Annotated in this window: 31 protein-coding genes; 29 read left to right on the top strand and 2 right to left on the bottom strand. The window is 68.6% G+C overall.

Annotated features, from left to right (window positions below; genetic code table 11):
- Positions 1–20: 20 nt before the first annotated feature.
- The 25 genes from SOM08_RS04430 (at position 21) to tatC (ending at position 18266) form a co-directional block, all read left to right on the top strand.
- The gene (locus SOM08_RS04430) at positions 21–1487 is read left to right on the top strand and encodes a glutamate synthase subunit beta (RefSeq protein ID WP_116958375.1); all 1467 of its coding nucleotides are present in this window, start codon (positions 21–23) and stop codon (positions 1485–1487) included.
- 154 nt (positions 1488–1641) lie between these two features.
- The gene (locus tag SOM08_RS04435) at positions 1642–2457 is read left to right on the top strand and encodes an ABC transporter ATP-binding protein (protein WP_116958374.1); all 816 of its coding nucleotides are present in this window, start codon (positions 1642–1644) and stop codon (positions 2455–2457) included.
- Complete coding sequence (gene mlaE / locus SOM08_RS04440) at positions 2457–3242, top strand: lipid asymmetry maintenance ABC transporter permease subunit MlaE (protein WP_116958373.1); 786 nt, start codon at positions 2457–2459, stop codon at positions 3240–3242. The genes SOM08_RS04435 and mlaE overlap by 1 nt, the downstream gene beginning before the upstream one ends.
- A 20-nt stretch (positions 3243–3262) precedes the next feature.
- Complete coding sequence (mlaD, locus tag SOM08_RS04445; protein WP_116958372.1) at positions 3263–3751, top strand: outer membrane lipid asymmetry maintenance protein MlaD; 489 nt, start codon at positions 3263–3265, stop codon at positions 3749–3751.
- 30 nt (positions 3752–3781) lie between these two features.
- The gene (locus tag SOM08_RS04450) at positions 3782–4507 is read left to right on the top strand and encodes a VacJ family lipoprotein (protein ID WP_322470125.1); all 726 of its coding nucleotides are present in this window, start codon (positions 3782–3784) and stop codon (positions 4505–4507) included.
- A 122-nt stretch (positions 4508–4629) separates the two neighbouring features.
- On the top strand, positions 4630–5262 hold the full coding sequence (locus SOM08_RS04455) for an ABC transporter substrate-binding protein (protein WP_322470126.1): 633 nt from the start codon (positions 4630–4632) through the stop codon (positions 5260–5262).
- Positions 5262–5534 carry an STAS domain-containing protein gene (locus tag SOM08_RS04460; protein ID WP_116958369.1) on the top strand — a complete coding sequence of 91 codons (273 nt, stop codon included), beginning with the start codon at positions 5262–5264 and terminating at the stop codon, positions 5532–5534. Before SOM08_RS04455 ends, SOM08_RS04460 begins: the two co-directional genes overlap by 1 nt.
- A 114-nt stretch (positions 5535–5648) precedes the next feature.
- Positions 5649–6596, top strand: a complete 948-nt coding sequence (locus SOM08_RS04465; RefSeq protein ID WP_116958368.1) for an ABC transporter ATP-binding protein — start codon at positions 5649–5651, stop codon at positions 6594–6596.
- Positions 6593–7348, top strand: a complete 756-nt coding sequence (locus tag SOM08_RS04470) for an ABC transporter permease (RefSeq protein WP_070399147.1) — start codon at positions 6593–6595, stop codon at positions 7346–7348. The genes SOM08_RS04465 and SOM08_RS04470 overlap by 4 nt, the downstream gene beginning before the upstream one ends.
- Positions 7349–7352: 4 nt before the next feature.
- The gene (locus SOM08_RS04475) at positions 7353–7592 is read left to right on the top strand and encodes a BolA family protein (RefSeq protein ID WP_070399146.1); all 240 of its coding nucleotides are present in this window, start codon (positions 7353–7355) and stop codon (positions 7590–7592) included.
- 4 nt (positions 7593–7596) lie between these two features.
- On the top strand, positions 7597–8877 hold the full coding sequence (gene murA / locus SOM08_RS04480) for a UDP-N-acetylglucosamine 1-carboxyvinyltransferase (protein ID WP_116958367.1): 1281 nt from the start codon (positions 7597–7599) through the stop codon (positions 8875–8877).
- Positions 8874–9530 carry an ATP phosphoribosyltransferase gene (gene hisG, locus SOM08_RS04485; RefSeq protein WP_116958366.1) on the top strand — a complete coding sequence of 219 codons (657 nt, stop codon included), beginning with the start codon at positions 8874–8876 and terminating at the stop codon, positions 9528–9530. The genes murA and hisG overlap by 4 nt, the downstream gene beginning before the upstream one ends.
- Positions 9527–10933 carry a histidinol dehydrogenase gene (gene hisD, locus SOM08_RS04490; RefSeq protein ID WP_116958365.1) on the top strand — a complete coding sequence of 469 codons (1407 nt, stop codon included), beginning with the start codon at positions 9527–9529 and terminating at the stop codon, positions 10931–10933. The genes hisG and hisD overlap by 4 nt, the downstream gene beginning before the upstream one ends.
- Positions 10930–12030: a histidinol-phosphate transaminase gene (gene hisC, locus SOM08_RS04495; protein ID WP_116958364.1), complete on the top strand. Its 1101-nt coding sequence runs from the start codon at positions 10930–10932 to the stop codon at positions 12028–12030. Before hisD ends, hisC begins: the two co-directional genes overlap by 4 nt.
- The gene (hisB, locus tag SOM08_RS04500) at positions 12027–12656 is read left to right on the top strand and encodes an imidazoleglycerol-phosphate dehydratase HisB (RefSeq protein ID WP_116958363.1); all 630 of its coding nucleotides are present in this window, start codon (positions 12027–12029) and stop codon (positions 12654–12656) included. Before hisC ends, hisB begins: the two co-directional genes overlap by 4 nt.
- Before the next feature lie 19 nt (positions 12657–12675).
- Positions 12676–13335, top strand: coding sequence for an imidazole glycerol phosphate synthase subunit HisH (gene hisH / locus SOM08_RS04505; protein ID WP_116958362.1), 660 nt, complete (start codon positions 12676–12678; stop codon positions 13333–13335).
- Positions 13336–13362: 27 nt separating this feature from the next.
- Positions 13363–14103, top strand: coding sequence for a 1-(5-phosphoribosyl)-5-[(5-phosphoribosylamino)methylideneamino]imidazole-4-carboxamide isomerase (gene hisA / locus SOM08_RS04510; protein ID WP_116958361.1), 741 nt, complete (start codon positions 13363–13365; stop codon positions 14101–14103).
- A gap of 87 nt (positions 14104–14190) precedes the next feature.
- Positions 14191–14952, top strand: a complete 762-nt coding sequence (hisF, locus tag SOM08_RS04515; protein ID WP_116958360.1) for an imidazole glycerol phosphate synthase subunit HisF — start codon at positions 14191–14193, stop codon at positions 14950–14952.
- Complete coding sequence (hisI, locus tag SOM08_RS04520; protein WP_116958359.1) at positions 14952–15341, top strand: phosphoribosyl-AMP cyclohydrolase; 390 nt, start codon at positions 14952–14954, stop codon at positions 15339–15341. Before hisF ends, hisI begins: the two co-directional genes overlap by 1 nt.
- Positions 15342–15405: 64 nt before the next feature.
- Entirely contained in the window at positions 15406–15774 is a 369-nt protein-coding gene (locus SOM08_RS04525; protein ID WP_116958358.1) for a phosphoribosyl-ATP diphosphatase, read from the top strand.
- Between the two features lie 4 nt (positions 15775–15778).
- Positions 15779–16168: a DUF4870 family protein gene (locus SOM08_RS04530; protein WP_116958357.1), complete on the top strand. Its 390-nt coding sequence runs from the start codon at positions 15779–15781 to the stop codon at positions 16166–16168.
- Between the two features lie 12 nt (positions 16169–16180).
- Complete coding sequence (locus SOM08_RS04535; RefSeq protein WP_116958356.1) at positions 16181–16543, top strand: histidine triad nucleotide-binding protein; 363 nt, start codon at positions 16181–16183, stop codon at positions 16541–16543.
- A 106-nt stretch (positions 16544–16649) separates the two neighbouring features.
- Positions 16650–16889 carry a Sec-independent protein translocase subunit TatA gene (gene tatA, locus SOM08_RS04540; RefSeq protein WP_116958355.1) on the top strand — a complete coding sequence of 80 codons (240 nt, stop codon included), beginning with the start codon at positions 16650–16652 and terminating at the stop codon, positions 16887–16889.
- Between the two features lie 79 nt (positions 16890–16968).
- Positions 16969–17469, top strand: coding sequence for a Sec-independent protein translocase protein TatB (tatB, locus tag SOM08_RS04545; protein ID WP_070399133.1), 501 nt, complete (start codon positions 16969–16971; stop codon positions 17467–17469).
- Positions 17469–18266: a twin-arginine translocase subunit TatC gene (gene tatC, locus SOM08_RS04550; RefSeq protein ID WP_116958354.1), complete on the top strand. Its 798-nt coding sequence runs from the start codon at positions 17469–17471 to the stop codon at positions 18264–18266. The genes tatB and tatC overlap by 1 nt, the downstream gene beginning before the upstream one ends.
- Positions 18267–18293: 27 nt before the next feature.
- Here the strand turns inward: tatC and SOM08_RS04555 are convergent, their stop codons facing one another.
- A complete protein-coding gene (locus tag SOM08_RS04555) occupies positions 18294–19448 on the bottom strand; it encodes a Do family serine endopeptidase (protein WP_116958353.1) in 1155 nt (384 codons plus the stop codon).
- A 104-nt stretch (positions 19449–19552) separates the two neighbouring features.
- On the opposite strand from SOM08_RS04555, the gene SOM08_RS04560 reads away from it, so the two are divergent.
- A complete protein-coding gene (locus SOM08_RS04560; protein ID WP_322470127.1) occupies positions 19553–20308 on the top strand; it encodes a Nif3-like dinuclear metal center hexameric protein in 756 nt (251 codons plus the stop codon).
- The gene (pdxA, locus tag SOM08_RS04565; RefSeq protein WP_322470128.1) at positions 20308–21354 is read left to right on the top strand and encodes a 4-hydroxythreonine-4-phosphate dehydrogenase PdxA; all 1047 of its coding nucleotides are present in this window, start codon (positions 20308–20310) and stop codon (positions 21352–21354) included. Before SOM08_RS04560 ends, pdxA begins: the two co-directional genes overlap by 1 nt.
- Here pdxA and mscL read toward each other — a convergent pair.
- A complete protein-coding gene (gene mscL, locus SOM08_RS04570; protein WP_116958350.1) occupies positions 21344–21775 on the bottom strand; it encodes a large conductance mechanosensitive channel protein MscL in 432 nt (143 codons plus the stop codon). The genes pdxA and mscL overlap by 11 nt on opposite strands.
- A 163-nt stretch (positions 21776–21938) precedes the next feature.
- On the opposite strand from mscL, the gene petA reads away from it, so the two are divergent.
- Both petA and SOM08_RS04580 read left to right on the top strand, forming a co-directional pair.
- Positions 21939–22556 (top strand): ubiquinol-cytochrome c reductase iron-sulfur subunit, encoded by a 618-nt coding sequence (gene petA, locus SOM08_RS04575; RefSeq protein ID WP_070399129.1) that lies wholly within the window; start codon positions 21939–21941, stop codon positions 22554–22556.
- 50 nt (positions 22557–22606) lie between these two features.
- On the top strand, positions 22607–24007 hold the full coding sequence (locus tag SOM08_RS04580; RefSeq protein ID WP_322470129.1) for a cytochrome bc complex cytochrome b subunit: 1401 nt from the start codon (positions 22607–22609) through the stop codon (positions 24005–24007).
- Positions 24008–24029 lie beyond the last annotated feature (22 nt).

The raw sequence follows: 24029 nt of genomic DNA on the forward strand, positions 1-24029 counted from the left end.
ACGAGATACAGGACAGCACCATGGGAAAAGTCACCGGCTTCATGGAATACGAGCGCATCGAGGAGGGCTACGCGCCCGTGCCCGATCGCCTGAAACACTACAAGGAGTTCGTTGTCGGGCTCGATGACGCGCAGGCCAAGGTCCAGGGCGCGCGCTGCATGGACTGCGGCACGCCGTTCTGCAACAACGGCTGCCCGGTCAACAACATCATTCCCGACTTCAACGACCTCGTTTACCAGGGCGACTGGAAGAACGCGATCACGGTGCTGCACAGCACCAACAACTTTCCCGAGTTCACCGGCCGCATCTGCCCCGCGCCCTGCGAGGCCGCTTGCGTGCTCAACGTGAACGACGACCCGGTGGGCATCAAGTCGATCGAGCACGCCATCATCGACCGCGCCTGGGCCGAAGGCTGGGTGGCGCCGCAGCCGGCCAAGCACAAGACCGGCAAGAAGGTGGCCGTGGTGGGCTCCGGCCCCGCCGGCATGGCGGCCGCGCAGCAACTGGCGCGCGCCGGCCACGACGTGACCGTGTTCGAGAAGAACGACCGCGTCGGCGGCCTGCTGCGCTACGGCATCCCCGACTTCAAGATGGAGAAGTCGCACATCGACCGCCGCGTCGAGCAGATGCAGGCCGAGGGCGTGGTCTTTCGCACCGGCGTGCTGGTGGGTGCCCTGCCTGAAGGCAGCAAGGTCACCAACTGGGCCAAGGAAACCGTCAGTGCCGAGCAGCTCAAGGCCGAGTTCGACGCCGTGCTGCTCACCGGCGGCGCCGAGCAGAGCCGCGACCTGCCCGTGCCAGGCCGCGAGCTGGACGGCATCCATTTCGCCATGGAGTTTCTGCCCCAGCAGAACAAGGTCAACGCGGGCGACAAACTCAAGGGTCAGCTGCGTGCCGACGGCAAGAAGGTCATCGTCATCGGCGGCGGCGACACCGGCTCCGACTGCGTGGGCACCAGCAACCGCCACGGCGCCACCAGCGTGACCCAGTTCGAGGTCATGCCCCAGCCGCCCGAGCAGGAGAACAAGCCCCTGGTCTGGCCCTACTGGCCGCTCAAGCTGCGCACCAGCTCCAGCCACGAAGAGGGCTGCGCACGCGAGTTCGCCATCTCCACCAAGGAGTTCGTCGGCAAGAACGGCAAGCTCACGGGCCTGAAGACCGTGCACGTGGAGTTCAAGGACGGCAAGTTCGTCGAGGTGCCGGGCACCGAGAAGGAATACAAGGCCGACCTGGTGCTGCTCGCCATGGGCTTCACCAACCCCGTGGCCACCGTGCTCGAGGCCTTTGGCGTCGACAAGGATGCGCGTGGCAACGCCAAGGCCACGACCGACTTCACGGGCGGCTATGCGACCAACGTGCCGAAGGTGTTCGCCGCCGGTGACATGCGCCGGGGCCAATCGCTGGTGGTCTGGGCCATCCGCGAGGGCCGCCAGGCGGCCCGGTCGGTGGATGAGTTCCTGATGGGGTATTCCGACCTGCCCCGCTGACCCCCAGCGGCGCGTCGCGCCAGTCCTTCGGGACGCCAACACCCGCGGCCCGGCGACGCCGGTTGCGCGGTGTTACCGGGTGCAAGAGGCGGAAGCCCGTCCCATGCGAATCCCGTATCATGCAGCGGCCGGGTTTTCACCCGGCTTTTGCTTGATGAGCACCACACCCTCCGCCCCCCTCGTCGAACTGCGCGACCTCACCTTCGGCTATGGCCCGCGGGTGATCCTCGACAACATCTCGATGACCGTGCCGCGCGGCAAGGTCACCGCGCTCATGGGCGCCTCGGGTGGCGGAAAAACCACGGTGCTGCGCCTGATCGGCGGCCAGATCCGTGCCCAGCGCGGCCAGACGCTGTTCGATGGCGCCGACGTCACCACCATGGACCAGGGCTCGCTGTACGCGGCGCGCCGGCGCATGGGCATGCTGTTCCAGTTTGGCGCGTTGTTCACCGACATGAGCGTGTTCGACAACGTGGCCTTCCCGCTGCGCGAGCACACCAAGCTGCCCGAGGTGCTGGTGCGCGACATCGTGCTGCTCAAGCTCAATGCCGTGGGCCTGCGCGGTGCGCGCGACCTGATGCCCAGCGAGCTGTCGGGCGGCATGGCGCGGCGCGTGGCCCTGGCGCGCGCGATCGCGCTCGACCCCGAGCTCGTGATGTACGACGAGCCCTTCGCCGGCCTGGACCCGATTTCTCTGGGCACCGCTGCGCGCCTGATCCGCGAACTCAACGGCGCGCTGGGCCTGACCAGCATCGTGGTCTCGCACGACCTGGACGAGACCTTCGGCATCGCCGACCAGGTCATCGTGCTGGCCAACGGCAAGATCGCCGCCCAGGGCACACCCGACGAGGTGCGCCACAGCACCGACCCGCTGGTGGCGCAGTTCGTCAACGCCCGGGCCGACGGCCCCGTGCGCTTCCACCACCCCGCGCCCGCGCTGGCCGAGGACTTCGGCAACGGAGCCGCCTGATGCTCAAGGCACTGCACCCCGCCCACGTCGGCCGCGCCGTGCGCCAGCACATCACCGCGCTGGGCCATGGCGCGCGGCTGTTCCTGCGCCTGCTGCTCCTGGGCGGGGCGGCGCTGCGCCGCTTCGGTCTGGTGCGAGACCAGATCCACTTCCTGGGCAACCACTCGCTGTCCATCATTGGCGTCTCAGGCCTGTTCGTGGGCTTCGTGCTGGGCCTGCAGGGCTACTACACGCTGCGCATCTACGGTGCCACCGAGGCCCTGGGCCTGTTGGTGGCGCTGTCGCTGGTGCGCGAGCTGGGCCCGGTGGTGAGCGCGCTGCTGTTCGCCGGCCGCGCGGGCACCTCGCTCACGGCCGAGATCGGTCTCATGAAGGCCGGCGAGCAGCTCAGCGCCATGGAAATGATGGCCGTGGACCCGGTGCGCCGCGTGCTCGCGCCGCGTTTCTGGGCCGGTGTCATCACCATGCCCTTGCTGGCGGCCGTGTTCAGTGCGGTCGGCGTGATCGGCGGCTGGGTCGTCGGCGTGGGCCTCATCGGTCTGGACGGCGGCGCTTTCTGGAGCCAGATGCAGGGCGGGGTGGACGTCTGGGACGACGTCGGCAATGGCGTCATCAAGAGCGCCGTGTTTGGCTTCGCCGTGACCTTCATCGCGCTGCTGCAGGGCTACCTGGCCCAGCCCACGCCCGAGGGCGTATCGCGCGCCACCACCCGCACGGTGGTCATGGCCTCTCTCACGGTGCTGGGCCTCGATTTCGTGCTTACCGCCATGATGTTCAGCATCTGAGGATGCGTCGGAGAAAGACCATGACCTCTTCCAAGAACGATTTCTGGGTTGGCCTGTTCGTGCTCATTGGCGGCGCGGCCATCCTGTTTCTCGCGCTGCAGTCGGCCAACCTGCTGCAGATCAGCTTCGAGCCCACCTACCGGGTCACGGCGCGTTTTGACAACGCGGGCGGCCTGAAGACCGGCGCGGCCGTGCGCTCGGCCGGGGTGGTGGTGGGGCGGGTCGAGACCATCGGTTTCGACGACAAGACCTTCCAGGCCAGCGTCGGCTTGACGCTGCAGAAGCGCTACGCTTTCCCGCGCGACAGCTCCATGAAGATCCTCACCAGCGGCCTGCTCGGCGAGCAGTACGTGGGCATCGAGCCCGGCGGCGACCCGGAAAACCTGGCCGATGGCGCCCTGGTCACCCAGACGCAGTCGGCCCTGGTGCTGGAAAACCTGATCGGCCAGTTCCTGTTCAGTCGTGCGGCCGAAGGTGGTGAGAAGAAGTCCGAACCCGGCGCCCAATAAATAAAGAGCAGTCCACGACTGGGAGACCCCATGACCCCCGCACGTTCCACCCCCCGCCCCGCGCTGGCGGTGGCCGCCGCCCTGGTGCTGCTGGCCGGCTGCGCCACCGGCCCCGATGCCAACCCGAAGGACCCGCTGGAGCCCCTGAACCGCGGCGTCTACCGCTTCAACGATGCGATCGACACGGCGGTGCTCAAGCCCGTGGCCACGGCCTACGTCGACATCACGCCCAGCCCGGTGCGCACGGGGGTCAACAACTTCTTCGGCAACCTGGGCGACCTGTGGTCCGCCGTCAACGCCGGCCTGCAGCTGCGCCCGCGCGAAACCGCCGACAACCTGCTGCGTTTCGGCGTCAACACCGTGCTGGGCTTGGGCGGTTTGCTCGACATCGCCGGTGAGGCCGGCATTCCGCGCACGCGCATCGACTTCGGCCAGACCCTGGGCCGCTGGGGCGTGCCGCCGGGCGCCTACGTGGTGTTGCCGTTCTTCGGCCCGTCCACCGTGCGCGACACCGGTGGCCTGGTGGTGGACTGGGAGGGCGATCTGGTGGACCATGTCAACCACATTCCCACGCGCAATTCCCTCTATGCCTTGCGCGTGGTGGATACGCGCGCCGGCCTGCTGCGCGCTGGCGAGTTGTTTGAAGGCGCCGCGCTCGACAAGTACAGCCTCATGCGCGACTTCTACCTGGGCCGCCGTCAGCGTCAGATCGACGACATGATCGACAAAGGCATTGGCACGGGCGATGGGGAATAGGGCGATAGTGGGCGCTTGCTGCTGAAACGCCTCGTCACGATCCCTCGCGAACCCGTCACATTCGACGGGCGCCGCCTCGCCACAATGCGGGCTCACGGGCCACAAGCCCGGAAAGGACTTTCATGATTCTTCTGCACCGACGTTCCTGGCTGGCCGGCATCGCGCTGGCCCTGACCGCCTTCACCTTGCCCGCCCGCGCCGCCGAGGCCCCCGACGCCATGGTCAAGCGCCTGTCCACCGAGGTGCTCGACCTGATCAAGGCCGATCCCGCCATCAAGGCCGGCAACTTCGACCGCATCATGGCCGTGGTGGACGAAAAGATCATGCCGAACGTGAATTTCACGCGCATGACCGCTTCCGCCGTGGGCCGCCATTGGCGCCAGGCCACGCCCGAGCAGCAGCAGCGCCTGCAGGCGGAATTCAAGGCCCTGCTGGTGCGCACCTATTCTGGCGCCCTGAGCGAGGTGCGCGACCAGACCCTCAGCTTCAAGCCCCTGCGCATGCAGCCCGGTGACACCGAGGTGGTGGTGCGCTCCGAGGTGCGTGGCCGCGGCGAGCCCATCCAGCTCGACTACCGCATGGAAAAGGCCGGCGATGGCTGGAAGATCTACGACCTGAACGTACTGGGCCTGTGGCTGGTGGAGACCTACCGCACCCAGTTCGCCCAGGAGATCAATGCCAAGGGCATCGACGGCCTGATCCAGACCCTGGCGCAGCGCAACAAGGCCGGCGGTACCACCGCCAAAACCAACTGATGGGCGAGGCCCGCCTGCCCGAGCGGCTGACGACAGCGGAGGCCGCGGCCACGCTGGACGGCCTGCGCCGCGCGCTGGCCGCGCAGCCGGGGGGCGCCTTCACGGTCGACGCCGGCGGGCTGCGCAGCTTCGACTCGTCCGCGGTGGCCCTGCTGCTGGAGTTGCGGCGCGAGGCCCAGCGCGCCGGGCGCTCGCTGAGCGTGACCCACTGGCCGCCGCGCCTGCGCGACCTGGTCGCCGCCTACGGCGTGCAGGAACTGCTGCCCGCCTGAACCGTTGCCGGGGCACCCCTTCGCCAGCGCGGGCGAGGGCCCAGCCGTAGAATCCCCCGTTCCCCGCCCGCCACGGATGTCCCGTGCCTCGGGCCGGATTCGCGGTAGCTGCGCATGCCAGCCGTCTCATTCCAGAACGTATCCAAAACCTACGCCACCTCGCGTGGCGACCTGCACGCCCTGCGTTCGGTCAGTTTCGACATCGAGCCGGGTGAATTCTTCGGTCTGCTGGGCCCCAACGGCGCGGGCAAGACCACGCTCATCAGCATCCTGGCCGGCCTGGCGCGTGCCACCGAGGGCCGCATCACCGTGCACGGCCACGACGTGCAGACCGACTACCAGGCCGCGCGCCGCCAGCTCGGCGTCGTGCCGCAGGAACTGGTGTTCGACCCCTTCTTCAATGTGCGCGAGGCGCTGCGCATCCAGTCGGGCTACTTCGGCATCCGCCACAACGACGACTGGATCGACGAGCTGCTCAGTGGTCTGGGCCTGGCCGACAAGGCCACGGCCAACATGCGCCAGCTTTCGGGTGGCATGAAGCGGCGCGTGCTGATCGCCCAGGCGCTGGTGCACAAGCCGTCCGTCATCGTGCTCGACGAGCCCACCGCCGGCGTGGACGTGGAACTGCGCCAGACGCTGTGGCAGTTTGTCTCGGGCCTGAACAAGCGCCTGGGCAGCACCGTGCTGCTGACTACCCACTACCTGGAAGAGGCCGAGGCCCTGTGCAGCCGCATCGCCATGCTCAAGCTGGGGCAGGTGGTGGCGCTGGAGTCCACCTCGGCCCTGCTGGCGCGCGCCGCGGCCAACGTGCTGCGCTTCAAGACCGACACAGCCCTGCCGGCCGACATCGCGGCGCAGGCGCGCATCACGGGCCGCGTGGTGCAACTGCCCGCGCTGGATGCGCGCGCCGTGGAGCACGTGCTGTCGCGCCTGCGCGAGGCCGGCGTCATGCCCGAGGACATCGAGGTGCGCAAGGCCGACCTGGAGGACGTGTTCCTCGATCTCACGGGCAGCGGCGCATCGGCGATCCCCGCCCAACAGGCGCTGAAGGCATCGGTATGACTGGCTGGCAAACGCTTTTCTACAAAGAGGTGCTGCGCTTCTGGAAGGTCGCTTTCCAGACCGTGGCCGCACCCGTCATCACCGCCTTGCTGTACCTGGCGGTGTTCGCGCACGTGCTCGAGGGTCGGGCCGTGGTTTATGGCGAGGTGAGCTACACCGCCTTCCTGGTGCCGGGCCTGGTGATGATGAGCGTGCTGCAGAACGCCTTCGCCAACAGCAGTTCGTCGCTCATCCAGAGCAAGATCATGGGCAGCCTGGTGTTCCTGCTGCTCACGCCGCTGTCGCACCGCGCCTGGTTCGTGGCCTACGTGGGCTCGTCCATGGTGCGCGGCCTCGCCGTGGGCCTGGGCGTGCTGATCGTGGCCTGGTTGTTCGCGCAGCCCGGTTTCGTGGCGCCGCTGTGGATCCTGGTGTTTGGCGTGCTGGGTGCCGCGCTGATGGGCACGCTGGGGCTGATCGCCGGCCTGTGGGCCGAGAAGTTCGACCAGATGGCCGCGTTCCAGAACTTCATCATCATGCCCATGACCTTCCTGTCGGGCGTGTTCTACTCGATCCATTCCCTGCCGGCGTTCTGGCAGAGCGTGAGCCACCTCAACCCCTTCTTCTACATGATCGACGGCTTCCGCTACGGCTTTTTCGGCCGCAGCGACGTCTCGCCCTGGCTGAGCCTGGCGCTGGTGGGCGGAGCCCTGCTGGCGGTCAGCGCCCTGGCCCTGCACCTGCTCAAGACCGGCTACAAGGTCCGCCACTGATCCCATGACCGCCGAACAACTGCAATCCCTCATCGCCGGGGGCCTGGCCTGCCATCACATCGAGGTGACGGGCGACGGCCGCCACTGGTCCGCGGTCATCGTGTCGCCGGCTTTCGAAGGCAAGCGCCTGATCCAGCGCCACCAGGCCGTCTACGCCACGCTGGGCCAGCGCATGCACACCGACGAAGTGCACGCGCTGTCGATGCAGACCCTCACCCCCGCCGAATGGGCGGCCCAACACTGACACCATGGACAAACTGCTGATCCGCGGCGGCCGAAAGCTCAGCGGCGAGGTGCCGATTTCTGGCGCCAAGAACGCCGCGCTGCCCGAACTGTGTGCGGCCCTGCTCACCGAGGAGGCCGTGACGCTGACCAACGTGCCGCGCCTGCGCGACGTGGCCACCATGCGCCAGCTGCTCAACAACATGGGCGTGCGCACCGACACGCTGGGCGAGCGCGGGGGCATCCGCTTGCAGGCGCCGGACGGTCTGAACCCCGAGGCGCCGTACGACCTGGTGAAGACCATGCGCGCCTCGGTGCTGGTGCTGGGGCCGCTGCTGGCGCGCTTCGGGCGCGCGCGCGTCTCGCTGCCCGGCGGCTGCGCCATCGGCTCGCGCCCGGTCGACCAGCACATCAAGGGCATGCAGGCCATGGGCGCGGAGATCGTGGTCGAGCACGGCTACATGGTGGCGCGCCTGCCCCAGGGCCGCTCGCGCCTGCACGGCGCGCGCATCGCCACCGACATGGTCACTGTCACCGGCACCGAGAACTTCCTGATGGCCGCGGCCCTGGCCGAGGGCGAAACCCTGCTGGAGAACGCCGCCCAGGAGCCCGAGGTGACCGACCTCGCCGAGATGCTGATCCGCATGGGCGCGAAGATCGAAGGCCACGGCACCAGCCGCATCCACGTGCAGGGCGTGGACCGCCTGCGCGGCTGCGACCACCAGGTGGTGGCCGACCGCATCGAGGCCGGCACCTTCCTGTGCGCGGTGGCCGCCACCGGCGGCGACGTGCTGCTGCGTTGCGGCCGCGCCGACCACCTCGACGCGGTGATCGACAAGCTCACCGAGGCGGGCGCGGAGATCGAGGCGGGCGCCAACGCGGCCGGGCCTTTCATCCGCATCCGCGCCTCGGGCCGCATGAAGGCGCAGAGCTTCCGCACCACCGAGTACCCGGGCTTTCCCACCGACATGCAGGCGCAGTTCATGACCGTCAACTGCATTGCCGAGGGCACCAGCAAGGTGACCGAAACCATCTTCGAGAACCGCTTCATGCACGTGAACGAGCTGGTGCGCCTGGGCGCGCGCATCCAGACCGAGGGCAAGGTGGCGATGGTGGAGGGGGTGCCGCGCCTGTCCGGCGCCACCGTGATGGCCACCGACCTGCGCGCCTCGGCCAGCCTGGTGATCGCCGGCCTGGTGGCCGAGGGCGAGACCACCGTCGACCGCATCTACCACCTGGACCGCGGCTACGACCAGATGGAAGTGAAGCTGCGCGCCATCGGCGCCGACATCGAGCGCGTCAAATGAGCCCGTCCATCACGCTTGCCCTGTCCAAAGGCCGCATCTTCGACGAGACCCTGCCGCTGCTGCGCGCGGCCGGCATCGAGGTGCTCGAAGACCCCGAGAAGTCGCGCAAGCTCATCCTGCCCACCAGCCAGGCCGACGTGCGCGTGGTGCTGGTGCGCGCCACCGACGTGCCCACCTACGTGGAGCACGGCGGCGCCGACCTCGGCGTGACCGGCAAGGACACGCTGATCGAACACGGCGGCCAGGGCCTGTACCAGCCGCTGGACCTGAACATCGCGCGCTGCCGCGTCAGCGTGGCCGTGCGGGCCGACTTCGACTACGCCTCGGCCGTGCGCCAGGGCTCGCGCCTGCGTGTGGCCACCAAGTACACCGCCATCGCGCGCGAGTTCTTCGCCAGCAAGGGCGTGCACGTGGACCTGATCAAGCTCTACGGCAGCATGGAACTGGCCCCGCTCACCGGCCTGGCCGACGCCATCGTGGACCTGGTGTCCACCGGCAATACGCTCAAGGCCAACAACCTGATCGAGGTCGAACGCATCATGGACATCAGCTCGCGCCTGGTGGTCAACCAGGCCGCGCTCAAGCTCAAGCAGGCGCGGCTGCGCCCGCTCATCGACGCCTTCGCCCGGGCCGTGGAGCCCGCCACCGCATGACCCTGACCGCCCAGCCTCTTCGCCTGTCCACCACTCAGCCCGATTTCGAGGCGCGCTTTGCCGAGCGCCTGCATTGGTCGAGCGAGACGGACCACGCGATCGAGCAGCGGGTGGCCGACATCCTGGCCGACGTGCGCCAGCGCGGCGACGCGGCCGTGCTGGAGTACACCGCGCGCTTCGACGGCCTGCAGGCCAGCGGCGTGGACAAGCTCGAACTCAGCCAGGCCGATTTCAAGGCCGCCTTCGACGCCTTGCCCGCCGCCCAGCGCGAAGCCCTGCAGTCCGCGGCCGCGCGCGTGCGGCGCTACCACGAGGCGCAGAAGAAGGCCAACGGCGAGAGCTGGAGCTACCGAGACGAGGACGGCACCCTGCTCGGCCAGAAGGTCACGCCGCTGGACCGCGTGGGCATCTACGTGCCCGGCGGCAAGGCGGCCTACCCGTCCAGCCTGATCATGAACGCCGTGCCCGCGCACGTGGCCGGCGTGCCCGAGATCGTCATGGTGGTGCCCACGCCCGTGCGCGGCAGCGTGGCGACCGGTGGCGTGGAAGGTGGCAGCGGCGCCGCCACCGCCACGCGCGGCGAGCGCAACGAACTCGTGCTGGCGGCGGCCCACGTGGCCGGCGTCACGCGCGCTTTCACCATCGGCGGCGCCCAGGCCGTGGCCGCGCTGGCCTACGGCACCGCCACCGTGCCCAAGGTCGACAAGATCACCGGCCCGGGCAACGCCTACGTGGCCAGCGCCAAGAAGCGCGTCTTCGGCACCGTGGGCATCGACATGATCGCCGGCCCGAGCGAGATCCTGGTATTGGCCGACGGCAGCACGCCGGCCGACTGGGTGGCCATGGACCTGTTCAGCCAGGCCGAACACGACGAGCTCGCGCAGAGCATCCTGCTGTGCCCGGACGCGGCCTACATCGAGGCCGTGATGGCCGCGATCCACCGCCTGCTGCCCACCATGCCGCGCGCGGCCATCATCGCCAAGAGCCTCAACGACCGCGGCGCGCTGATCCTCACGCGCGACATGGACGAGGCCTGCGCCATCAGCAACCGCATCGCGCCCGAGCACCTGGAGGTGTCCAGCGCCGAGCCGCACCGCTGGGAACCGCTGCTCAAGCACGCGGGCGCCATCTTCCTGGGCGCCTACACCAGCGAAAGCCTGGGCGACTACTGCGCCGGCCCCAACCACGTGCTGCCCACCAGCGGCACCGCGCGCTTTTCCTCGCCGCTGGGTGTGTACGACTTCCAGAAGCGCAGCAGCCTGATCGAGGTGAGCGAGCGGGGCGCGCAGACCCTGGGCACCGTGGCCGCCGAACTGGCCTACGGCGAAGGTCTGCAGGCGCACGCGCGCGCCGCCGAACTCCGCCTGCCCACCGTGCCCCCGATGCGAGGCGATCCCCGATGAACAGCCCCGTGAACCCCAACCCGCTCGCGCGCATCCGCCAGGACATCCAGTCCATGCAGGCCTACGCCATCCAGGAATCGGCCGGCCTGGTCAAGCTGGACGCGATGGAGAACCCCTTCCCCCTGCCGCCCGAGCTGCAGGCCGAGCTGGGTCGGCGCCTGGGCGCCGTGGCCATCAACCGCTACCCTGGTGCGCGCATCGACGAACTCAAGCGCGCGCTGGAGCGCTACGTGGACCTGCCCGCCGGCCACGCGCTGATGCTGGGCAATGGCTCCGACGAGCTGATCTCCCTGCTGGCCATGGGCTGCGACCTGCCCGGCGCCAGCCTGCTGGCCCCGCTGCCCGGCTTCGTGATGTACGCCATGAGCGCGCAATTGCAGGGCCTGGCCTTCCACGGCGTGCCGCTCACCGCCGACTTCGCGCTCGACGAGGCCGCCATGCGGGCCGCGATGCGCGCGCACCAGCCCGCCATCACCTACCTGGCGTACCCGAACAACCCAACGGCCAACCGCTTCGACCCGGACGTCATGCGCCGCCTCATCGCCGAGGCCGCCCGCTTCGGCGGGCTGGTGGTGGTGGACGAGGCCTACCAGCCGTTCTCCAGCCACACCTGGCTGGACGAGATGCGCGCCCGGCCCGAGGCCAACGCGCACGTGCTGCTCATGCGCACGCTCTCCAAGTTCGGCCTGGCCGGCGTGCGCATCGGCTACCTGCTGGGCCCGGCGGCCCTCGTGCACGAGTTCGACAAGCTGCGCCCGCCCTACAACGTGAGCGTGCTCAACGCCGAGTGCGCGCTGTTTGCGCTGGAGCACGCCGAGGTGTTCGCCCAGCAAGCGGGTGTGATCCGCGAGCAGCGCGACGCGCTGATGGCCGCGCTGGCCCGCCTGCCCAAGGTTCAGGCCTTTGCCAGCGAGGCCAACATGGTGCTGGTGCGGGTACCCGACGCGCAGCGCGCCTTCGATGGCCTCAAGGCACGCGGCTTGCTGGTGAAGAATGTTTCTAAAATGCACCCGCTGCTGGCCCAGTGCCTGCGGCTCACCGTGGGTACCCCCGACGAGAATGCCCGGCTCATCCAGGCCCTGCAGACCGCCATATGACCTCCACCACGCCCACTTTCCCCACGCCGGGTCCCGGTGACCGCGCCGCCCAGGTGCAGCGCAATACCAACGAAACGCAGATCGGCGTGCGCATCAACCTGGACGGCAGCGGCGTCGCCGTGCTGTCCACCGGCATTGGTTTCTTCGACCACATGCTCGACCAGATCGCGCGCCACGGCCTGATCGATCTGGAGATCATCGCCAAGGGCGACCTGCACATCGATGGCCACCACACCGTGGAAGACGTGGGCATCAGCCTGGGCCAGGCCTTCGCCAAGGCCGTGGGCGACAAGAAGGGCATTCGCCGCTACGGCCACGCCTACGTGCCACTCGACGAGGCGCTCTCGCGGGTGGTGATCGACTTCTCCGGTCGCCCTGGCCTGCACATGCGCGTGCCCTTCAAGGCCGGCATGATCGGCGCCTTCGACACCCAGCTCACCTACGAGTTTTTCCAGGGCTTCGTGAACCACGCTGGCGTCACGCTGCACGTGGACAACCTGCACGGTGAGAACGCGCACCACCAGGCCGAGACGGTGTTCAAGGCCTTCGCGCGCGCCGTGCGTTTCGCCCTCGAGCGCGATCCCCGCCTGGGCGACGTGATCCCCTCCACCAAAGGTTCGCTCTGAACCCGTTCCCTTCCCCGTGATGAAAGCCAGGACGGTCGCCGTCGTCGACTACGAGAGCGGCAATCTGCGTTCGGTGTCGCAGGCCGTGCTGCACGCCGCGCGCGGCAGCGGTGTGGAAGTGGTCGTGACCCAGCGCGCCGAGGATGTGATGGCCGCCGAGCGCGTGGTGCTGCCTGGCCAGGGCCACATGGGCGACTGCATGCGCGCGCTCGCGGCCTCGGGCCTGAAGGACGCGGTGCTGCACGCCTGCGCGCACAAGCCGCTGTTCGGCGTTTGCGTGGGCATGCAGATGCTGCTGGACCGCAGCGACGAAGGGCCCACCGAGGGCCTGGGCCTGATCCCCGGACGGGTGGTGCGTTTCGAGCTGGAAGGCCAGCGCCAGCCCGACGGCAGCCGCTACAAAGTGCCGCAGATGGGCTGGAACCGGGTGTTCCACGACCTGGGGCGCGGCGTGCACCCCTTGTGGGCGGGCATTGCCGACGGGGCCTACTTCTACTTCGTGCACAGCTACTACGCGCGGCCCGAGCGGCCCGAGCACGTGGTCGGCGAAGCGGACTACGGCGGCCGCTTTGCAGCTGCGGTGTCGCGCGCTAACATTTTTGCGACCCAGTTTCACCCCGAAAAGAGCGCGGACCAAGGTCTCGCGCTCTACCGCAACTTCCTCCACTGGAACCCCTGAGCCGCGCACCCGCGCCTGCCCAAGACCATGCTGCTGATTCCCGCCATCGACCTCAAGGACGGCCACTGCGTTCGCCTCAAACAGGGCGACATGGACCAATCCACGGTGTTCAGTGACGACCCGGCCGCCATGGCGCGCAACTGGGTCGACAAAGGCGCACGCCGCGTGCACCTGGTCGACCTGAACGGCGCCTTCGCGGGCAAGCCGAAGAACGAGCAGGCCATCCGCGCCATCCTCAAGGAGATCGGCAGCGAGGTGGATGTGCAGCTCGGCGGCGGCATCCGCGACCTCGACACCATCGAGCGCTACCTGGACGCCGGCCTGCGCTACGTGATCATCGGCACCGCGGCGGTGAAGAATCCCGGCTTCCTGCAGGACGCCTGCACGGCCTTCGGCGGCCACATCATCGTGGGCCTGGACGCCAAGGACGGCAAGGTCGCCACCGACGGCTGGAGCAAGCTCACCGGCCACGAGGTGGTCGACCTGGCGAAGAAGTTCGAAGACTACGGCGTCGAATCCGTCATCTACACCGACATCGGGCGCGATGGCATGCTCAGCGGCATCAACATCGAGGCCACGGTCAAGCTGGCGCAGTCCCTGTCCATCCCGGTCATCGCCTCGGGGGGGCTGTCCAAGCTCGACGACATCCGCCAGCTCTGCGCGGTGGAAGACGAAGGCGTGGAGGGCGTGATCTGCGGCCGCTCCATCTACAGCGGCGACCTCGATTTCGAGGCCGCGCAGCAGCTCGCGGACGAACTGAATGGCTAATTTGCGCCCCCACGCTCATCCCTTCGTGTGTTCGCTGCCCCCCGAGGGGGGGCGGCCTTGCGGGGGGCGGCCCGGCGCCGTGGCCTGATGCTCGCCAAACGCATCATCCCCTGCCTGGACGTCACCGGCGGCCGTGTCGTCAAAGGCGTGAACTTCGTCGAACTGAGGGACGCGGGCGACCCGGTGGAAATCGCGGCGCGCTACAACGAGCAGGGCGCCGACGAGCTCACCTTCCTCGACATCACCGCCACCAGCGACGGCCGCGACCTGATCCTGCCCATCATCGAAGCGGTGGCCTCTCAGGTCTTCATCCCGCTCACCGTGGGCGGCGGCGTGCGCACGGTGGAAGACGTGCGCCGCCTGCTCAACGCGGGCGCCGACAAGACCAGCTTCAACTCGGCGGCCATCGCCAACCCGCAGGTCATCCGCGACGCCTCCGACAAGTACGGCGCGCAGTGCATCGTGGTCGCCATCGACGCCAAGTGCCGCGCCGACGGCCAGGGCTGGGACGTCTACAGCCACGGCGGCCGCAAGAACACCGGGCTCGACGCCGTGGCCTGGGCCAGGCAGATGGCCGATTTCGGCGCCGGCGAGATCCTGCTCACCAGCATGGACCGCGATGGCACCAAGTCGGGTTTCGATCTGGCGCTCACGCGCGCCGTGGCCGACGCGGTGAGCGTGCCCGTCATCGCCTCCGGCGGCGTGGGCAACCTGGACCATCTGGCCGACGGCGTGCAGCAGGGCGGCGCCGACGCGGTGCTGGCCGCCAGCATCTTCCACTATGGCGAATACACGGTCGCGCAGGCCAAGGCCCGCATGGCCGAGCGCGGCATTCCGGTGAGGTTGTGATGGACTGGCTCGACGCCGTGAAATGGGACGAGCAGGGCCTGGTGCCCGTGATCGCGCAGGAAGCCGCCACCGGCGACGTGCTGATGTTTGCCTGGATGAACCGCGAAGCCCTGCACAAGACGGCCGAACTGGGCCGGGCGGTGTACTACAGCCGCTCGCGCCGCAAGCTCTGGTTCAAGGGCGAGGAGTCCGGCCACGTGCAGACCGTGCACGACATCCGCCTGGACTGCGACAACGACGTGGTGCTGCTCAAGGTCACGCAGCTGGGGCACGAGCCGGGCATCGCCTGCCACACCGGCCGACACAGCTGCTTCTTCCAGCGCCACGAGAACGGCCAATGGGTCACCGTGGAGCCGGTCTTGAAAGACCCGGAATCCATCTACAAATAGGCATGAGCGACGCACGGCCGTCCGACGTCGCTCGCACCGCAGCGCGCTGCGCGGAGGTATCCAATTGACCAGCACCGACGATCTGGCCCGTCTGGCCGCCGTGATCGAGAGCCGCAAGCCCGCGAACGGCGGTGATCCCGAGAAAAGCTACGTCGCGCGCCTGCTGCACAAGGGCCCCGAGGCCTTCCTCAAGAAAATCGGCGAGGAAGCGACCGAGGCCGTGATGGCCGCCAAGGACCTGGAGCACGGCGGCAGCGACCGCCAGAAGCTGGTGAACGAAACGGCCGACCTCTGGTTCCACAGCATGATCGCCCTGGCCCATTTCGGGCTCGGGCCGTCCGACGTGGTGGCCGAGCTGGTGCGCCGCGAAGGTCTGAGTGGCCTGGAAGAAAAAGCCCTGCGCAAGGTGCGCGAACGCGAAGCGAAGGAGTGATGCCATGAGCGACGTGATCGACGTGGAAACCACCGACAACGAGAAAGCCCAGTCGCTCAAGAGCGTGGGCTGGCTCAGCTACATCCTGCACCTCATCGTGGCGGTCGGCGCGGTGCTGCCCTCGGCGCAGCCGGGCATCGCGCTGCTCATCGTGGCGCTGATCATCGACCTGGTGAAGCAAGGCGAGGCCGCCGGCACCTGGCAGGCCAGCCACTTCTCCTGGCGCATCCGCTCGGTCATCTGGGCCGCCATCCTGTACGTGGTGACGATCCCCCTCTGGCTGCTGCTCTTCGTGCCCGGCTGGATCGCCTGGTGCCTGATCTCGATCTGGTTTCTCTACCGCATCGTCAAGGGCATGGTGAACATGAACGCCAACCGCCCCATGCCGCAATAAGCCCACCGACCCATGAGCGCACACGACCCGAACTGCATCTTCTGCAAGATCGTCGCCGGCCAGATCCCGTCCCGCAAGGTCTACGAGGACGATGAGGTGTTCGCCTTCCACGACATCAATCCCTGGGCGCCGGTGCATTTCCTCATGGTGCCCAAGGCGCATATCCCCTCCATGGCCCAGGTCGGGCCCGAGCACGAGCGCCTGATGGGCCGCCTGCTCACCCTGGCCCCCAGGCTGGCGATGGAGCAGGGCTGCAACCCTTATCCCGAAGGCGGATTCCGCATCGTGTGCAACACGGGCCAGGAGGGTGGACAGGAAGTCCACCACTTGCACCTGCACGTCATCGGCGGCCCCCGCCCCTGGGTGCGGGGCTGATCCCTGTGGCCCGCGGTGTCATGCCGGGATGGCCGGTTGAACCCCGGGTGGCGGCTTAGAATCCCAGGATTGCGCGCGCGCTCACCCCACCTCTCTGGAGATTGACATGGGTACGTTTTCCATCTGGCACTGGCTCATCGTGCTGCTCATCGTGGTCATGGTGTTCGGGACCAAGAAACTCAAGAACATCGGCTCCGACCTCGGCGGCGCCGTCAAGGGCTTCAAGGACGGCATGAAGGAAGGCGGCCAGAACCCCGCCGACACGGCCGCTCCCACGGCCCAGGTCACGCAGAACAGCTCTGCGGACAAGGGCACCATCGACGTCGAAGCCAAGCAAAAGAGCTGAGGCGCCTCGCCCGCGCCCCTTCCTGGCCCGTGATCCCCACGGGCGCACCGGGCGGGGCCGCTGGCGCAGCGGCTGATCCATGATCGACCTCGGCATATCCAAGCTCGCGCTCATCGGGGCAGTGGCGCTCGTCGTCATCGGCCCCGAGAAGCTGCCGCGTGTGGCACGCACCGTGGGTGCGCTGCTGGGCAAGGCCCAGCGCTACGTGGCCGACGTCAAGGCCGAGGTCAACCGGTCCATGGAGCTCGAAGAGCTCAAGAAGATGAAGGACTCCGTGGAGACCGCGGCGCGCGACGTGCAGTCTTCCGTGGAGTCCGGTGCCAGCGATTTCGAGAAATCCTGGTCGGATGCCACCGCCGGCCTCGACAACGAACCCCTGCGCGAGCCCACCGAGGCGGACGCCATGAACGCCATCGGGCAAGGGGTGTACCCGGTCTACCGACACCCGAAGAAGAACTTCCGCCTGAAGCAGAAGGCCGTGCCGCAGTGGTTCAAGGCGCGCACGGGCGTGCGCACCCGCACCCAGTCGGGCGCCGCGCGCGTGGCGCGTTTCCGGCCCCGCCCGTCCAGCAAGCCCTGATGTCCAACAAGCCCGATTCCGACGACGAGCTGGCCGGTACCGAACAGCCTTTCGTGCAGCACCTGATGGAGCTGCGCGACCGCCTGATCTACAGCATCATCGGCCTGGCCGTGTGCATGGCCGCGCTGGCCCTGTGGCCCGGCCCCAGCGGCCTCATCGACCTGATCGCCATTCCCATCCGCGCCCACATGCCGCCCGAGGCGCGGCTGATCGCCGTGGGCGTGTTCTCGCCGTTCTTCGTGCCGCTGAAGGTGCTGGCCATGGCGGCGGTGCTGCTGTCGCTGCCCTGGTGGATGTACCAGCTCTGGTCCTTCATCGCGCCGGGCCTGTACAGCCACGAGAAGCGTTTCGCCGTGCCGCTGATCACCCTGGGCAGCCTGCTGGCCTACGCGGGCATTGCGTTCGTGCAGTTCTTCGTGCTCGACAAGATGTTCGGCTTCATCCAGAAGTTCACGCCGGCCAGCGTGGCCGCCACGCCCGACATCGCTTCCTACGTCGAGGCGATCCTGGGCCTGTACCTGGCGTTCGGCCTGGCGTTCCAGGTGCCCATCGTGGTGGTGCTGCTGGTGAAGATGGGCATGGTGTCGGTGCAGAAGCTGCGGGATTTCCGCGGCTACTTCATCGTCGGCGCCTTCATCGTCGCCGCCATCGTCACGCCGCCCGACGTGATCTCGCAGCTGGCGCTGGCGGTGCCCATGATCGTGCTGTACGAAGCCGGTATCTGGGGTGCGCAGCTGTTCGTCAAGCGCACGCAGGCCGAGGGCGAAGAGGCCAGCGACGAGAAGACCGCGTCCTGACGGCGGACGCGGCGCAGGCCAGGGGCCTCAGCGGCGGTTGATGGTCTGCTGCGCGATGTTGCGCCGGCCGGGCGTCACGTCGATCTGCATCGACGCTTCGCGGCGCAGCACGTCGAGCCGGGCCTTCTCGCCCGGCGGCAGCGCCGCCACGGCCGCCAGCAGCTGCGGCACGTTCTTCACTTCCTGGCCTTTGACGGCCGTGATCACGTCGCCCGGGCGAATGCCGGCCTGGGCCGCCGGGCCGTTCTGCAGCACGCCGGTGATGATGACGCCGCTGCGCCGGCCCACGCCGAAGCTCTCGGCGAGTTCGGGCGTGAGGTCCTGCGGCTCCACGCCGATCCAGCCGCGCGTGACCTTGCCCTCCTTGACGATGGCCTCCATCACGCTGCGCGCGGTGGACGTGGGGATGGCGAAGCCGATGCCCATGGAGCCGCCCGAGCGCGAGTAGATGGCGGTGTTGATGCCCATCAGGTGCCCCTGCACGTCGACCAGGGCGCCGCCCGAGTTGCCGGGGTTGATGGCCGCGTCGGTCTGGATGAAATTCTCGAAGGTGTTGATGCCGAGCTGGGTGCGGCCCAGGGCGCTGACGATGCCGCTGGTGACGGTCTGGCCCACGCCGAAGGGGTTGCCGATCGCCAGCACGGGATCGCCGACCTGCAGGCCGTCGGAGTTGCCCAGGGTGATGACGGGGAGGTCGGGCAGCTCGATCTTGAGCACCGCGAGATCGGTCTCGGGGTCGGTGCCGATCACCTTGGCGGCGGCCTGGCGGCCGTCGTTCAGGCTGACCTGGATCTCGTCGGCTTCCTCGACCACGTGGTTGTTGGTGAGCACGTAGCCGGCGGGGCTGACGATCACGCCCGAGCCCAGGCCAGTCTGCGGCTGGCTGTTGGCCTGGTCGCCGAAGAAGAAGCGGAACCAGGGGTCGACGCTGTGCGGGTTGTTGGCCGGCGCCTTGCTGGTGTTGATGCTCACCACTGGCGGCGAGGCGGTCTTGGCGGCGGCGCGCAGGCTCACGGTGCCTGGGTCGGCCGCGGCGGGCGCGCTGGACGGCGCTTCGAACACCGGCACCACCGAGGGCAGCGAGCGCCGGCCCAACCACTGCGGCTGCAGCGTGGCCACCACGAAGAACACCGCCACCAGCACGGTGACGGTTTGGGCAAACACGAGCCAGAGTCGTTTCATGGAAAAGTCGGCGGAGGAAAGAGTGGAATTGTCCCGCATTCGGCTGAGGGGTATGTGGCTGTCAGAATGCCGCTTTTCAAGCCGCCGCGCGCAGGCTTCCCCCCATGAGCACCACCCGAGACACCCTGGTTCACGCCTTTGACGCCTTGCTGCAGCCCGCGCCGTTCAAGGACTACGGGCCCAATGGCCTGCAGGTGGAGGGGCGGGCGCAGGTTCGCCGCCTGATCAGCGGCGTCACCGCCAGCCTGGCGCTGATCGAGGCCGCGATCGAGGTGCAGGCCGACGCCATCTTCGTGCACCACGGGCTGTTCTGGCGCGGCCAGGACGGGCGGGTCACCGGCTGGATGAAGCAGCGCCTGTCGCGCCTGCTGGCGCACGACATCAACCTGATCGCCTACCACCTGCCGCTGGACGCTCACCCCACGCTGGGCAACAACGCGCAACTCGCCCGGGTGCTGGACATCGCGCTGGAGGACGGCGTGCGCTTCGGCGACCAATCGCTTGGCTTCGTGGGGCAGCGCCCCGCAGCACCGGCCGAGGCGCTGGCGGCCCATGTGGAACAGGCCCTGGGGCGGCCGGTGACGCTGGTGGCGCCGCCGGGCCACACGGTGCGCCGCATCGGACTGTGCACGGGCGGGGCCCAGGGCTACTTCGAGGCCGCCATCGCGGCCGGTGCCGACGCCTTCATCACCGGCGAGATCTCCGAGCCCCAGGCCCACTACGCCCGCGAATGCGGCGTGGCCTACCTGGCCTGCGGGCACCACGCCAGCGAGCGCTATGGCGCCCCCGCCGTCGCCGCCCACGTGGCCTCGGCGCTGGGCCTCGAGCACCGCTTCATCGACATTCCCAACCCCGCGTGATGGCGAAGCGCCCGGTCCTGATCAGCATGGGCGATCCCGCGGGCATCGGCCCCGAAATCGTCTGGCGCGCCTTGCGCGAGCGGCCCGCGCTGCGGCGCGAGGTGGTGGTGGTGGGCGACATGGCCTGCCTGCGGCGCGCGGCGCGGTTGGGCGTGGTGCCCGACTCGGCCGAGAGGGGGCTGGTGCTGGCCGAGCTGGAAGAACCCGCCGAATGGGCCGGGCTGCCGCCCGGCGCCGTGGGCGTGTGGCAGGCGGGAGACGCGCTGGTGCCACCGGCCTGGGGCCAGGTGAGCGCGGCGGCGGGCCGGGCGGCGGCGGCGGCCATTCGCCAGGGGGCCCAGGCGGCGCTGGACGGCCGGGCGCGCGCCCTGGTCACGGCACCCATCCACAAGGAGGCGCTGGCGGCGGCCGGTGAACCTTACCCCGGCCACACCGAGCTGCTGCAGGCCCTCGCGGCGCGGCACCAGGGCGTGTCCGCGGCGGCATTGCCGGTGCGCATGATGCTCAGCGCGCCCGGCCTGGCCACGGTGCTGGTGAGCATCCACGTCTCGCTGCGCGAGGCCCTGGCCGCGGTGACGACCGACGGTGTGCTGGAGACCATCCGCATCACCGACGCGCATTTCCGCCGCGCCGGCCTGGCCCAGCCCCGCGTTGCGGTGGCTGGGCTGAACCCGCACGCGGGGGAGGGTGGGTTGTTCGGGCGCGAAGAGATCGAAGCGATCGCGCCTGCTGTGCGGGCGGCGCGCGCCCAGGGCATCGCGGCCAGCGGGCCGCACCCGCCGGACACGGTGTTCATGCGGGCGCGCCAGGGCGCCTTCGACGTGGTCGTGGCGATGTACCACGACCAGGGGCTCATTCCCGTGAAGCTGCTGGGCCTGGAACACGGCGTGAACACCACCCTGGGCCTGCCGTTCGTGCGCACCAGCCCGGACCATGGCACGGCGTTCGACATCGCCGGCAGCGGGCGCGCCAGCGCGGACAGCCTGCTGGCAGCCATCGACGCCGCGCTGGCCGCCGCCCCGGAGGGCGGGGGCCTTACTTCTTGAGGCTGTCGCGGATTTCGCGCAGCAGGACGATGTCCTCGGGCGGCGCGGCGGGCGCTGCGGGGGGCGCCGGCGGGGTTTCGCGCTTGAGGCGGTTGACCTGCTTGATCATCAGGAAAATGATGAACGCCAGGATGAGGAAGTTGATGGCCACGGTGATGAAGCTGCCATACGCCAGCACCGGCACGCCAGCCTGTTTCATGGCCGCCAGGGTGCGGGCCGTGCCCTCCGGTGCCGTGCCCAGCACCAGGAACAGGTTGCTGAAGTCGAGCTTGCCGAACACCAGGCCCACCACCGGCATGATCACGTCGTCCACCAGTGAGCCGACGATCTTGCCGAAGGCGCCGCCGATGATCACGCCCACGGCCAGATCGATGACATTGCCCTTGACGGCGAACTCCTTGAACTCCTGCATCATGCCCATGTGCCTTCTCCGGGGGGGTAGTGGTCGGGCGCGCATTGTCACACGCGAATTCCGGCGCGCCCCGGTGGTGGGCCCCGGGCAAAACCCGGCTGGACCCTTGACATGGTCCAGTACAATGCCGGGTTGTCCCTGATTCCCCTCCCGCAAGACGAGAAAGTCCCCCATGAGTGAAGCTCCCGCCAACCAAGGCAAGGCCGCTGTGGACAACAGTCGCCGGACCTGGCTGATCACCTCCTGCGCCATGGGTGGCGTGGGTGCCGCGGCTGTCGCCGTGCCCTTCGTGAGTTCCTTCCAGCCATCCGAGCGCGCCAAGGCCGCGGGCGCGGCGGTTCAGGTGGACGTCTCCACCATTGCCCCGGGCGAGAAGCGCATCGTGGAATGGCGGGGCAAGCCGGTGTGGGTGATGCGCCGCACGCCCGAGCAGCTGGCGACGCTGGAGAAGGACGAGGCCCAGCTGGCCGATCCGAAGTCCGAGCGCACCGCGTTCCCCACGCCCGAGTACGCCAAGAACCGCACCCGCTCGATCAAGCCCGAAATCCTCGTGGCCATCGGCATCTGCACCCACCTCGGCTGCTCGCCCGGCGACAAGTTCACGCCCGGCCCGCAGCCCTCGCTGCCGGACAACTGGCTGGGTGGCTTCCTCTGCGCCTGCCACGGTTCGACGTTCGATCTGGCCGGCCGCGTGTTCCAGAACAAGCCCGCGCCCGACAACCTCGAGATCCCGCCGCATTACTACGTGTCCGACAACATGCTGCTGATCGGCGAGGAAAAGCCGGCCTGAGGCCGCGCCATCGAGCCTGAACACCCACGGAACATCGAGGCACGCAAGCCATGGCCGAATTCAAAGAAATCTCCCCCGACGCACCGCTGAGCCAGAAGGCGCTGAACTGGGTCGACAACCGGTTCCCGCTCTCCAAGCTCTACAACGAGCACCTCGCCGAGTACTACGCGCCGAAGAACTTCAACTTCTGGTACTTCTTCGGTTCGCTGGCGCTGCTGGTGCTGGTCATCCAGATCGTCACCGGCATCTTCCTGGTGATGCACTACAAGCCCGACGCGAACGTGGCCTTCGCCTCGGTCGAGTACATCATGCGCGACGTGCCCTGGGGCTGGCTGATCCGCTACATGCACTCCACCGGCGCCTCGGCGTTCTTCGTGGTGGTCTACCTGCACATGTTCCGCGGCCTGCTGTACGGCAGCTACCGCAAGCCGCGCGAGCTGGTCTGGGTGTTCGGTTGCGCGATTTTCCTGTGCCTGATGGCCGAGGCCTTCATGGGCTACCTGCTGCCCTGGGGCCAGATGTCCTACTGGGGCGCCCAGGTGATCGTGAACCTGTTCTCCGCCATTCCTTACATCGGTCCTGACCTGGCCCTGCTGATCCGCGGCGACTACGTGGTGGGCGACGCCACGCTGAACCGCTTCTTCAGCTTCCACGTCATCGCGGTGCCGCTGGTGCTGCTGGGCCTGGTGGTGGCGCACATCATCGCCCTGCACGAAGTGGGCTCCAACAACCCCGACGGCGTGGAAATCAAGGCCAACAAGGACGCCTCGGGCAAGCCGGTTGACGGCATCCCCTTCCACCCCTACTACACCGTGCACGACATCCTGGGCGTGGCGGTCTTCCTGATGGTGTTCTCGGCCGTGGTGTTCTTTGCGCCCGAGTTCGGTGGCTACTTCCTGGAGTTCAACAACTTCATCCCGGCCGACCCGCTGACCACGCCGCTGCACATCGCACCGGTCTGGTACTTCACGCCGTTCTATTCGATGCTGCGCGCCATCACCGCCGAGTTCATGTACGTGCTGGTCGCCTGCGTGGTGCTGGCCGCCGTGTTCGGCCTGATCAAGGCCCGCGTCAGCACGGCGCTCAAGGGCGTGATCGTGGTCGCCGCCCTCCTGGTGTCGGCCGCCATGCTGACCTACGACGCCAAGTTCTGGGGCGTGATCGTCATGGGCGCCGCCGTGATCATCCTGTTCTTCCTGCCCTGGCTCGACAACAGCCCGGTCAAGTCGATCCGCTACCGCCCGAGCTGGAACAAGTGGCTCTACACCGTGTTCGTCATCAACTTCTTCGTGCTGGGCTACCTGGGCATCCAGGCGCCTTCGCCGATCGGCGAGCGCGTGTCGCAGGTGGGCACCCTGTTCTACTTCGGCTTCTTCCTGCTGATGCCGTGGTGGAGCCGCCTGGGCGAGTTCAAGCCGGTTCCCGACCGGGTGACCTTCCAGCCGCACTGAGCCAACGCGACGACATCCGGAG

Origin of the sequence: Hydrogenophaga sp. SNF1, from assembly GCF_034421675.1 — a bacterium.
Lineage (GTDB): Bacteria > Pseudomonadota > Gammaproteobacteria > Burkholderiales > Burkholderiaceae_C > Hydrogenophaga > Hydrogenophaga borbori.

What these genes read in the sequence shown, in the direction of transcription:
- mscL (WP_116958350.1), bottom strand. Translation starts at nt 21,775, where the DNA reads ATGGGCATGATGCAGGAGTTCAAGGAGTTCGCCGTCAAGGGCAATGTC.
- SOM08_RS04530 (WP_116958357.1), top strand. Translation starts at nt 15,779, where the DNA reads ATGAGCGACGTGATCGACGTGGAAACCACCGACAACGAGAAAGCCCAG.
- tatA (WP_116958355.1), top strand. Translation starts at nt 16,650, where the DNA reads ATGGGTACGTTTTCCATCTGGCACTGGCTCATCGTGCTGCTCATCGTG.
- SOM08_RS04555 (WP_116958353.1), bottom strand. Translation starts at nt 19,448, where the DNA reads ATGAAACGACTCTGGCTCGTGTTTGCCCAAACCGTCACCGTGCTGGTG.
- hisF (WP_116958360.1), top strand. Translation starts at nt 14,191, where the DNA reads ATGCTCGCCAAACGCATCATCCCCTGCCTGGACGTCACCGGCGGCCGT.
- hisD (WP_116958365.1), top strand. Translation starts at nt 9,527, where the DNA reads ATGACCCTGACCGCCCAGCCTCTTCGCCTGTCCACCACTCAGCCCGAT.
- hisC (WP_116958364.1), top strand. Translation starts at nt 10,930, where the DNA reads ATGAACAGCCCCGTGAACCCCAACCCGCTCGCGCGCATCCGCCAGGAC.
- SOM08_RS04430 (WP_116958375.1), top strand. Translation starts at nt 21, where the DNA reads ATGGGAAAAGTCACCGGCTTCATGGAATACGAGCGCATCGAGGAGGGC.
- petA (WP_070399129.1), top strand. Translation starts at nt 21,939, where the DNA reads ATGAGTGAAGCTCCCGCCAACCAAGGCAAGGCCGCTGTGGACAACAGT.
- SOM08_RS04560 (WP_322470127.1), top strand. Translation starts at nt 19,553, where the DNA reads ATGAGCACCACCCGAGACACCCTGGTTCACGCCTTTGACGCCTTGCTG.
- tatC (WP_116958354.1), top strand. Translation starts at nt 17,469, where the DNA reads ATGTCCAACAAGCCCGATTCCGACGACGAGCTGGCCGGTACCGAACAG.
- pdxA (WP_322470128.1), top strand. Translation starts at nt 20,308, where the DNA reads ATGGCGAAGCGCCCGGTCCTGATCAGCATGGGCGATCCCGCGGGCATC.
- SOM08_RS04465 (WP_116958368.1), top strand. Translation starts at nt 5,649, where the DNA reads ATGCCAGCCGTCTCATTCCAGAACGTATCCAAAACCTACGCCACCTCG.
- murA (WP_116958367.1), top strand. Translation starts at nt 7,597, where the DNA reads ATGGACAAACTGCTGATCCGCGGCGGCCGAAAGCTCAGCGGCGAGGTG.
- SOM08_RS04580 (WP_322470129.1), top strand. Translation starts at nt 22,607, where the DNA reads ATGGCCGAATTCAAAGAAATCTCCCCCGACGCACCGCTGAGCCAGAAG.
- SOM08_RS04450 (WP_322470125.1), top strand. Translation starts at nt 3,782, where the DNA reads ATGACCCCCGCACGTTCCACCCCCCGCCCCGCGCTGGCGGTGGCCGCC.
- SOM08_RS04455 (WP_322470126.1), top strand. Translation starts at nt 4,630, where the DNA reads ATGATTCTTCTGCACCGACGTTCCTGGCTGGCCGGCATCGCGCTGGCC.
- SOM08_RS04435 (WP_116958374.1), top strand. Translation starts at nt 1,642, where the DNA reads ATGAGCACCACACCCTCCGCCCCCCTCGTCGAACTGCGCGACCTCACC.
- SOM08_RS04475 (WP_070399146.1), top strand. Translation starts at nt 7,353, where the DNA reads ATGACCGCCGAACAACTGCAATCCCTCATCGCCGGGGGCCTGGCCTGC.
- SOM08_RS04535 (WP_116958356.1), top strand. Translation starts at nt 16,181, where the DNA reads ATGAGCGCACACGACCCGAACTGCATCTTCTGCAAGATCGTCGCCGGC.
- hisG (WP_116958366.1), top strand. Translation starts at nt 8,874, where the DNA reads ATGAGCCCGTCCATCACGCTTGCCCTGTCCAAAGGCCGCATCTTCGAC.
- mlaE (WP_116958373.1), top strand. Translation starts at nt 2,457, where the DNA reads ATGCTCAAGGCACTGCACCCCGCCCACGTCGGCCGCGCCGTGCGCCAG.
- mlaD (WP_116958372.1), top strand. Translation starts at nt 3,263, where the DNA reads ATGACCTCTTCCAAGAACGATTTCTGGGTTGGCCTGTTCGTGCTCATT.
- tatB (WP_070399133.1), top strand. Translation starts at nt 16,969, where the DNA reads ATGATCGACCTCGGCATATCCAAGCTCGCGCTCATCGGGGCAGTGGCG.
- hisA (WP_116958361.1), top strand. Translation starts at nt 13,363, where the DNA reads ATGCTGCTGATTCCCGCCATCGACCTCAAGGACGGCCACTGCGTTCGC.
- hisI (WP_116958359.1), top strand. Translation starts at nt 14,952, where the DNA reads ATGGACTGGCTCGACGCCGTGAAATGGGACGAGCAGGGCCTGGTGCCC.
- hisB (WP_116958363.1), top strand. Translation starts at nt 12,027, where the DNA reads ATGACCTCCACCACGCCCACTTTCCCCACGCCGGGTCCCGGTGACCGC.
- SOM08_RS04460 (WP_116958369.1), top strand. Translation starts at nt 5,262, where the DNA reads ATGGGCGAGGCCCGCCTGCCCGAGCGGCTGACGACAGCGGAGGCCGCG.
- SOM08_RS04470 (WP_070399147.1), top strand. Translation starts at nt 6,593, where the DNA reads ATGACTGGCTGGCAAACGCTTTTCTACAAAGAGGTGCTGCGCTTCTGG.
- hisH (WP_116958362.1), top strand. Translation starts at nt 12,676, where the DNA reads ATGAAAGCCAGGACGGTCGCCGTCGTCGACTACGAGAGCGGCAATCTG.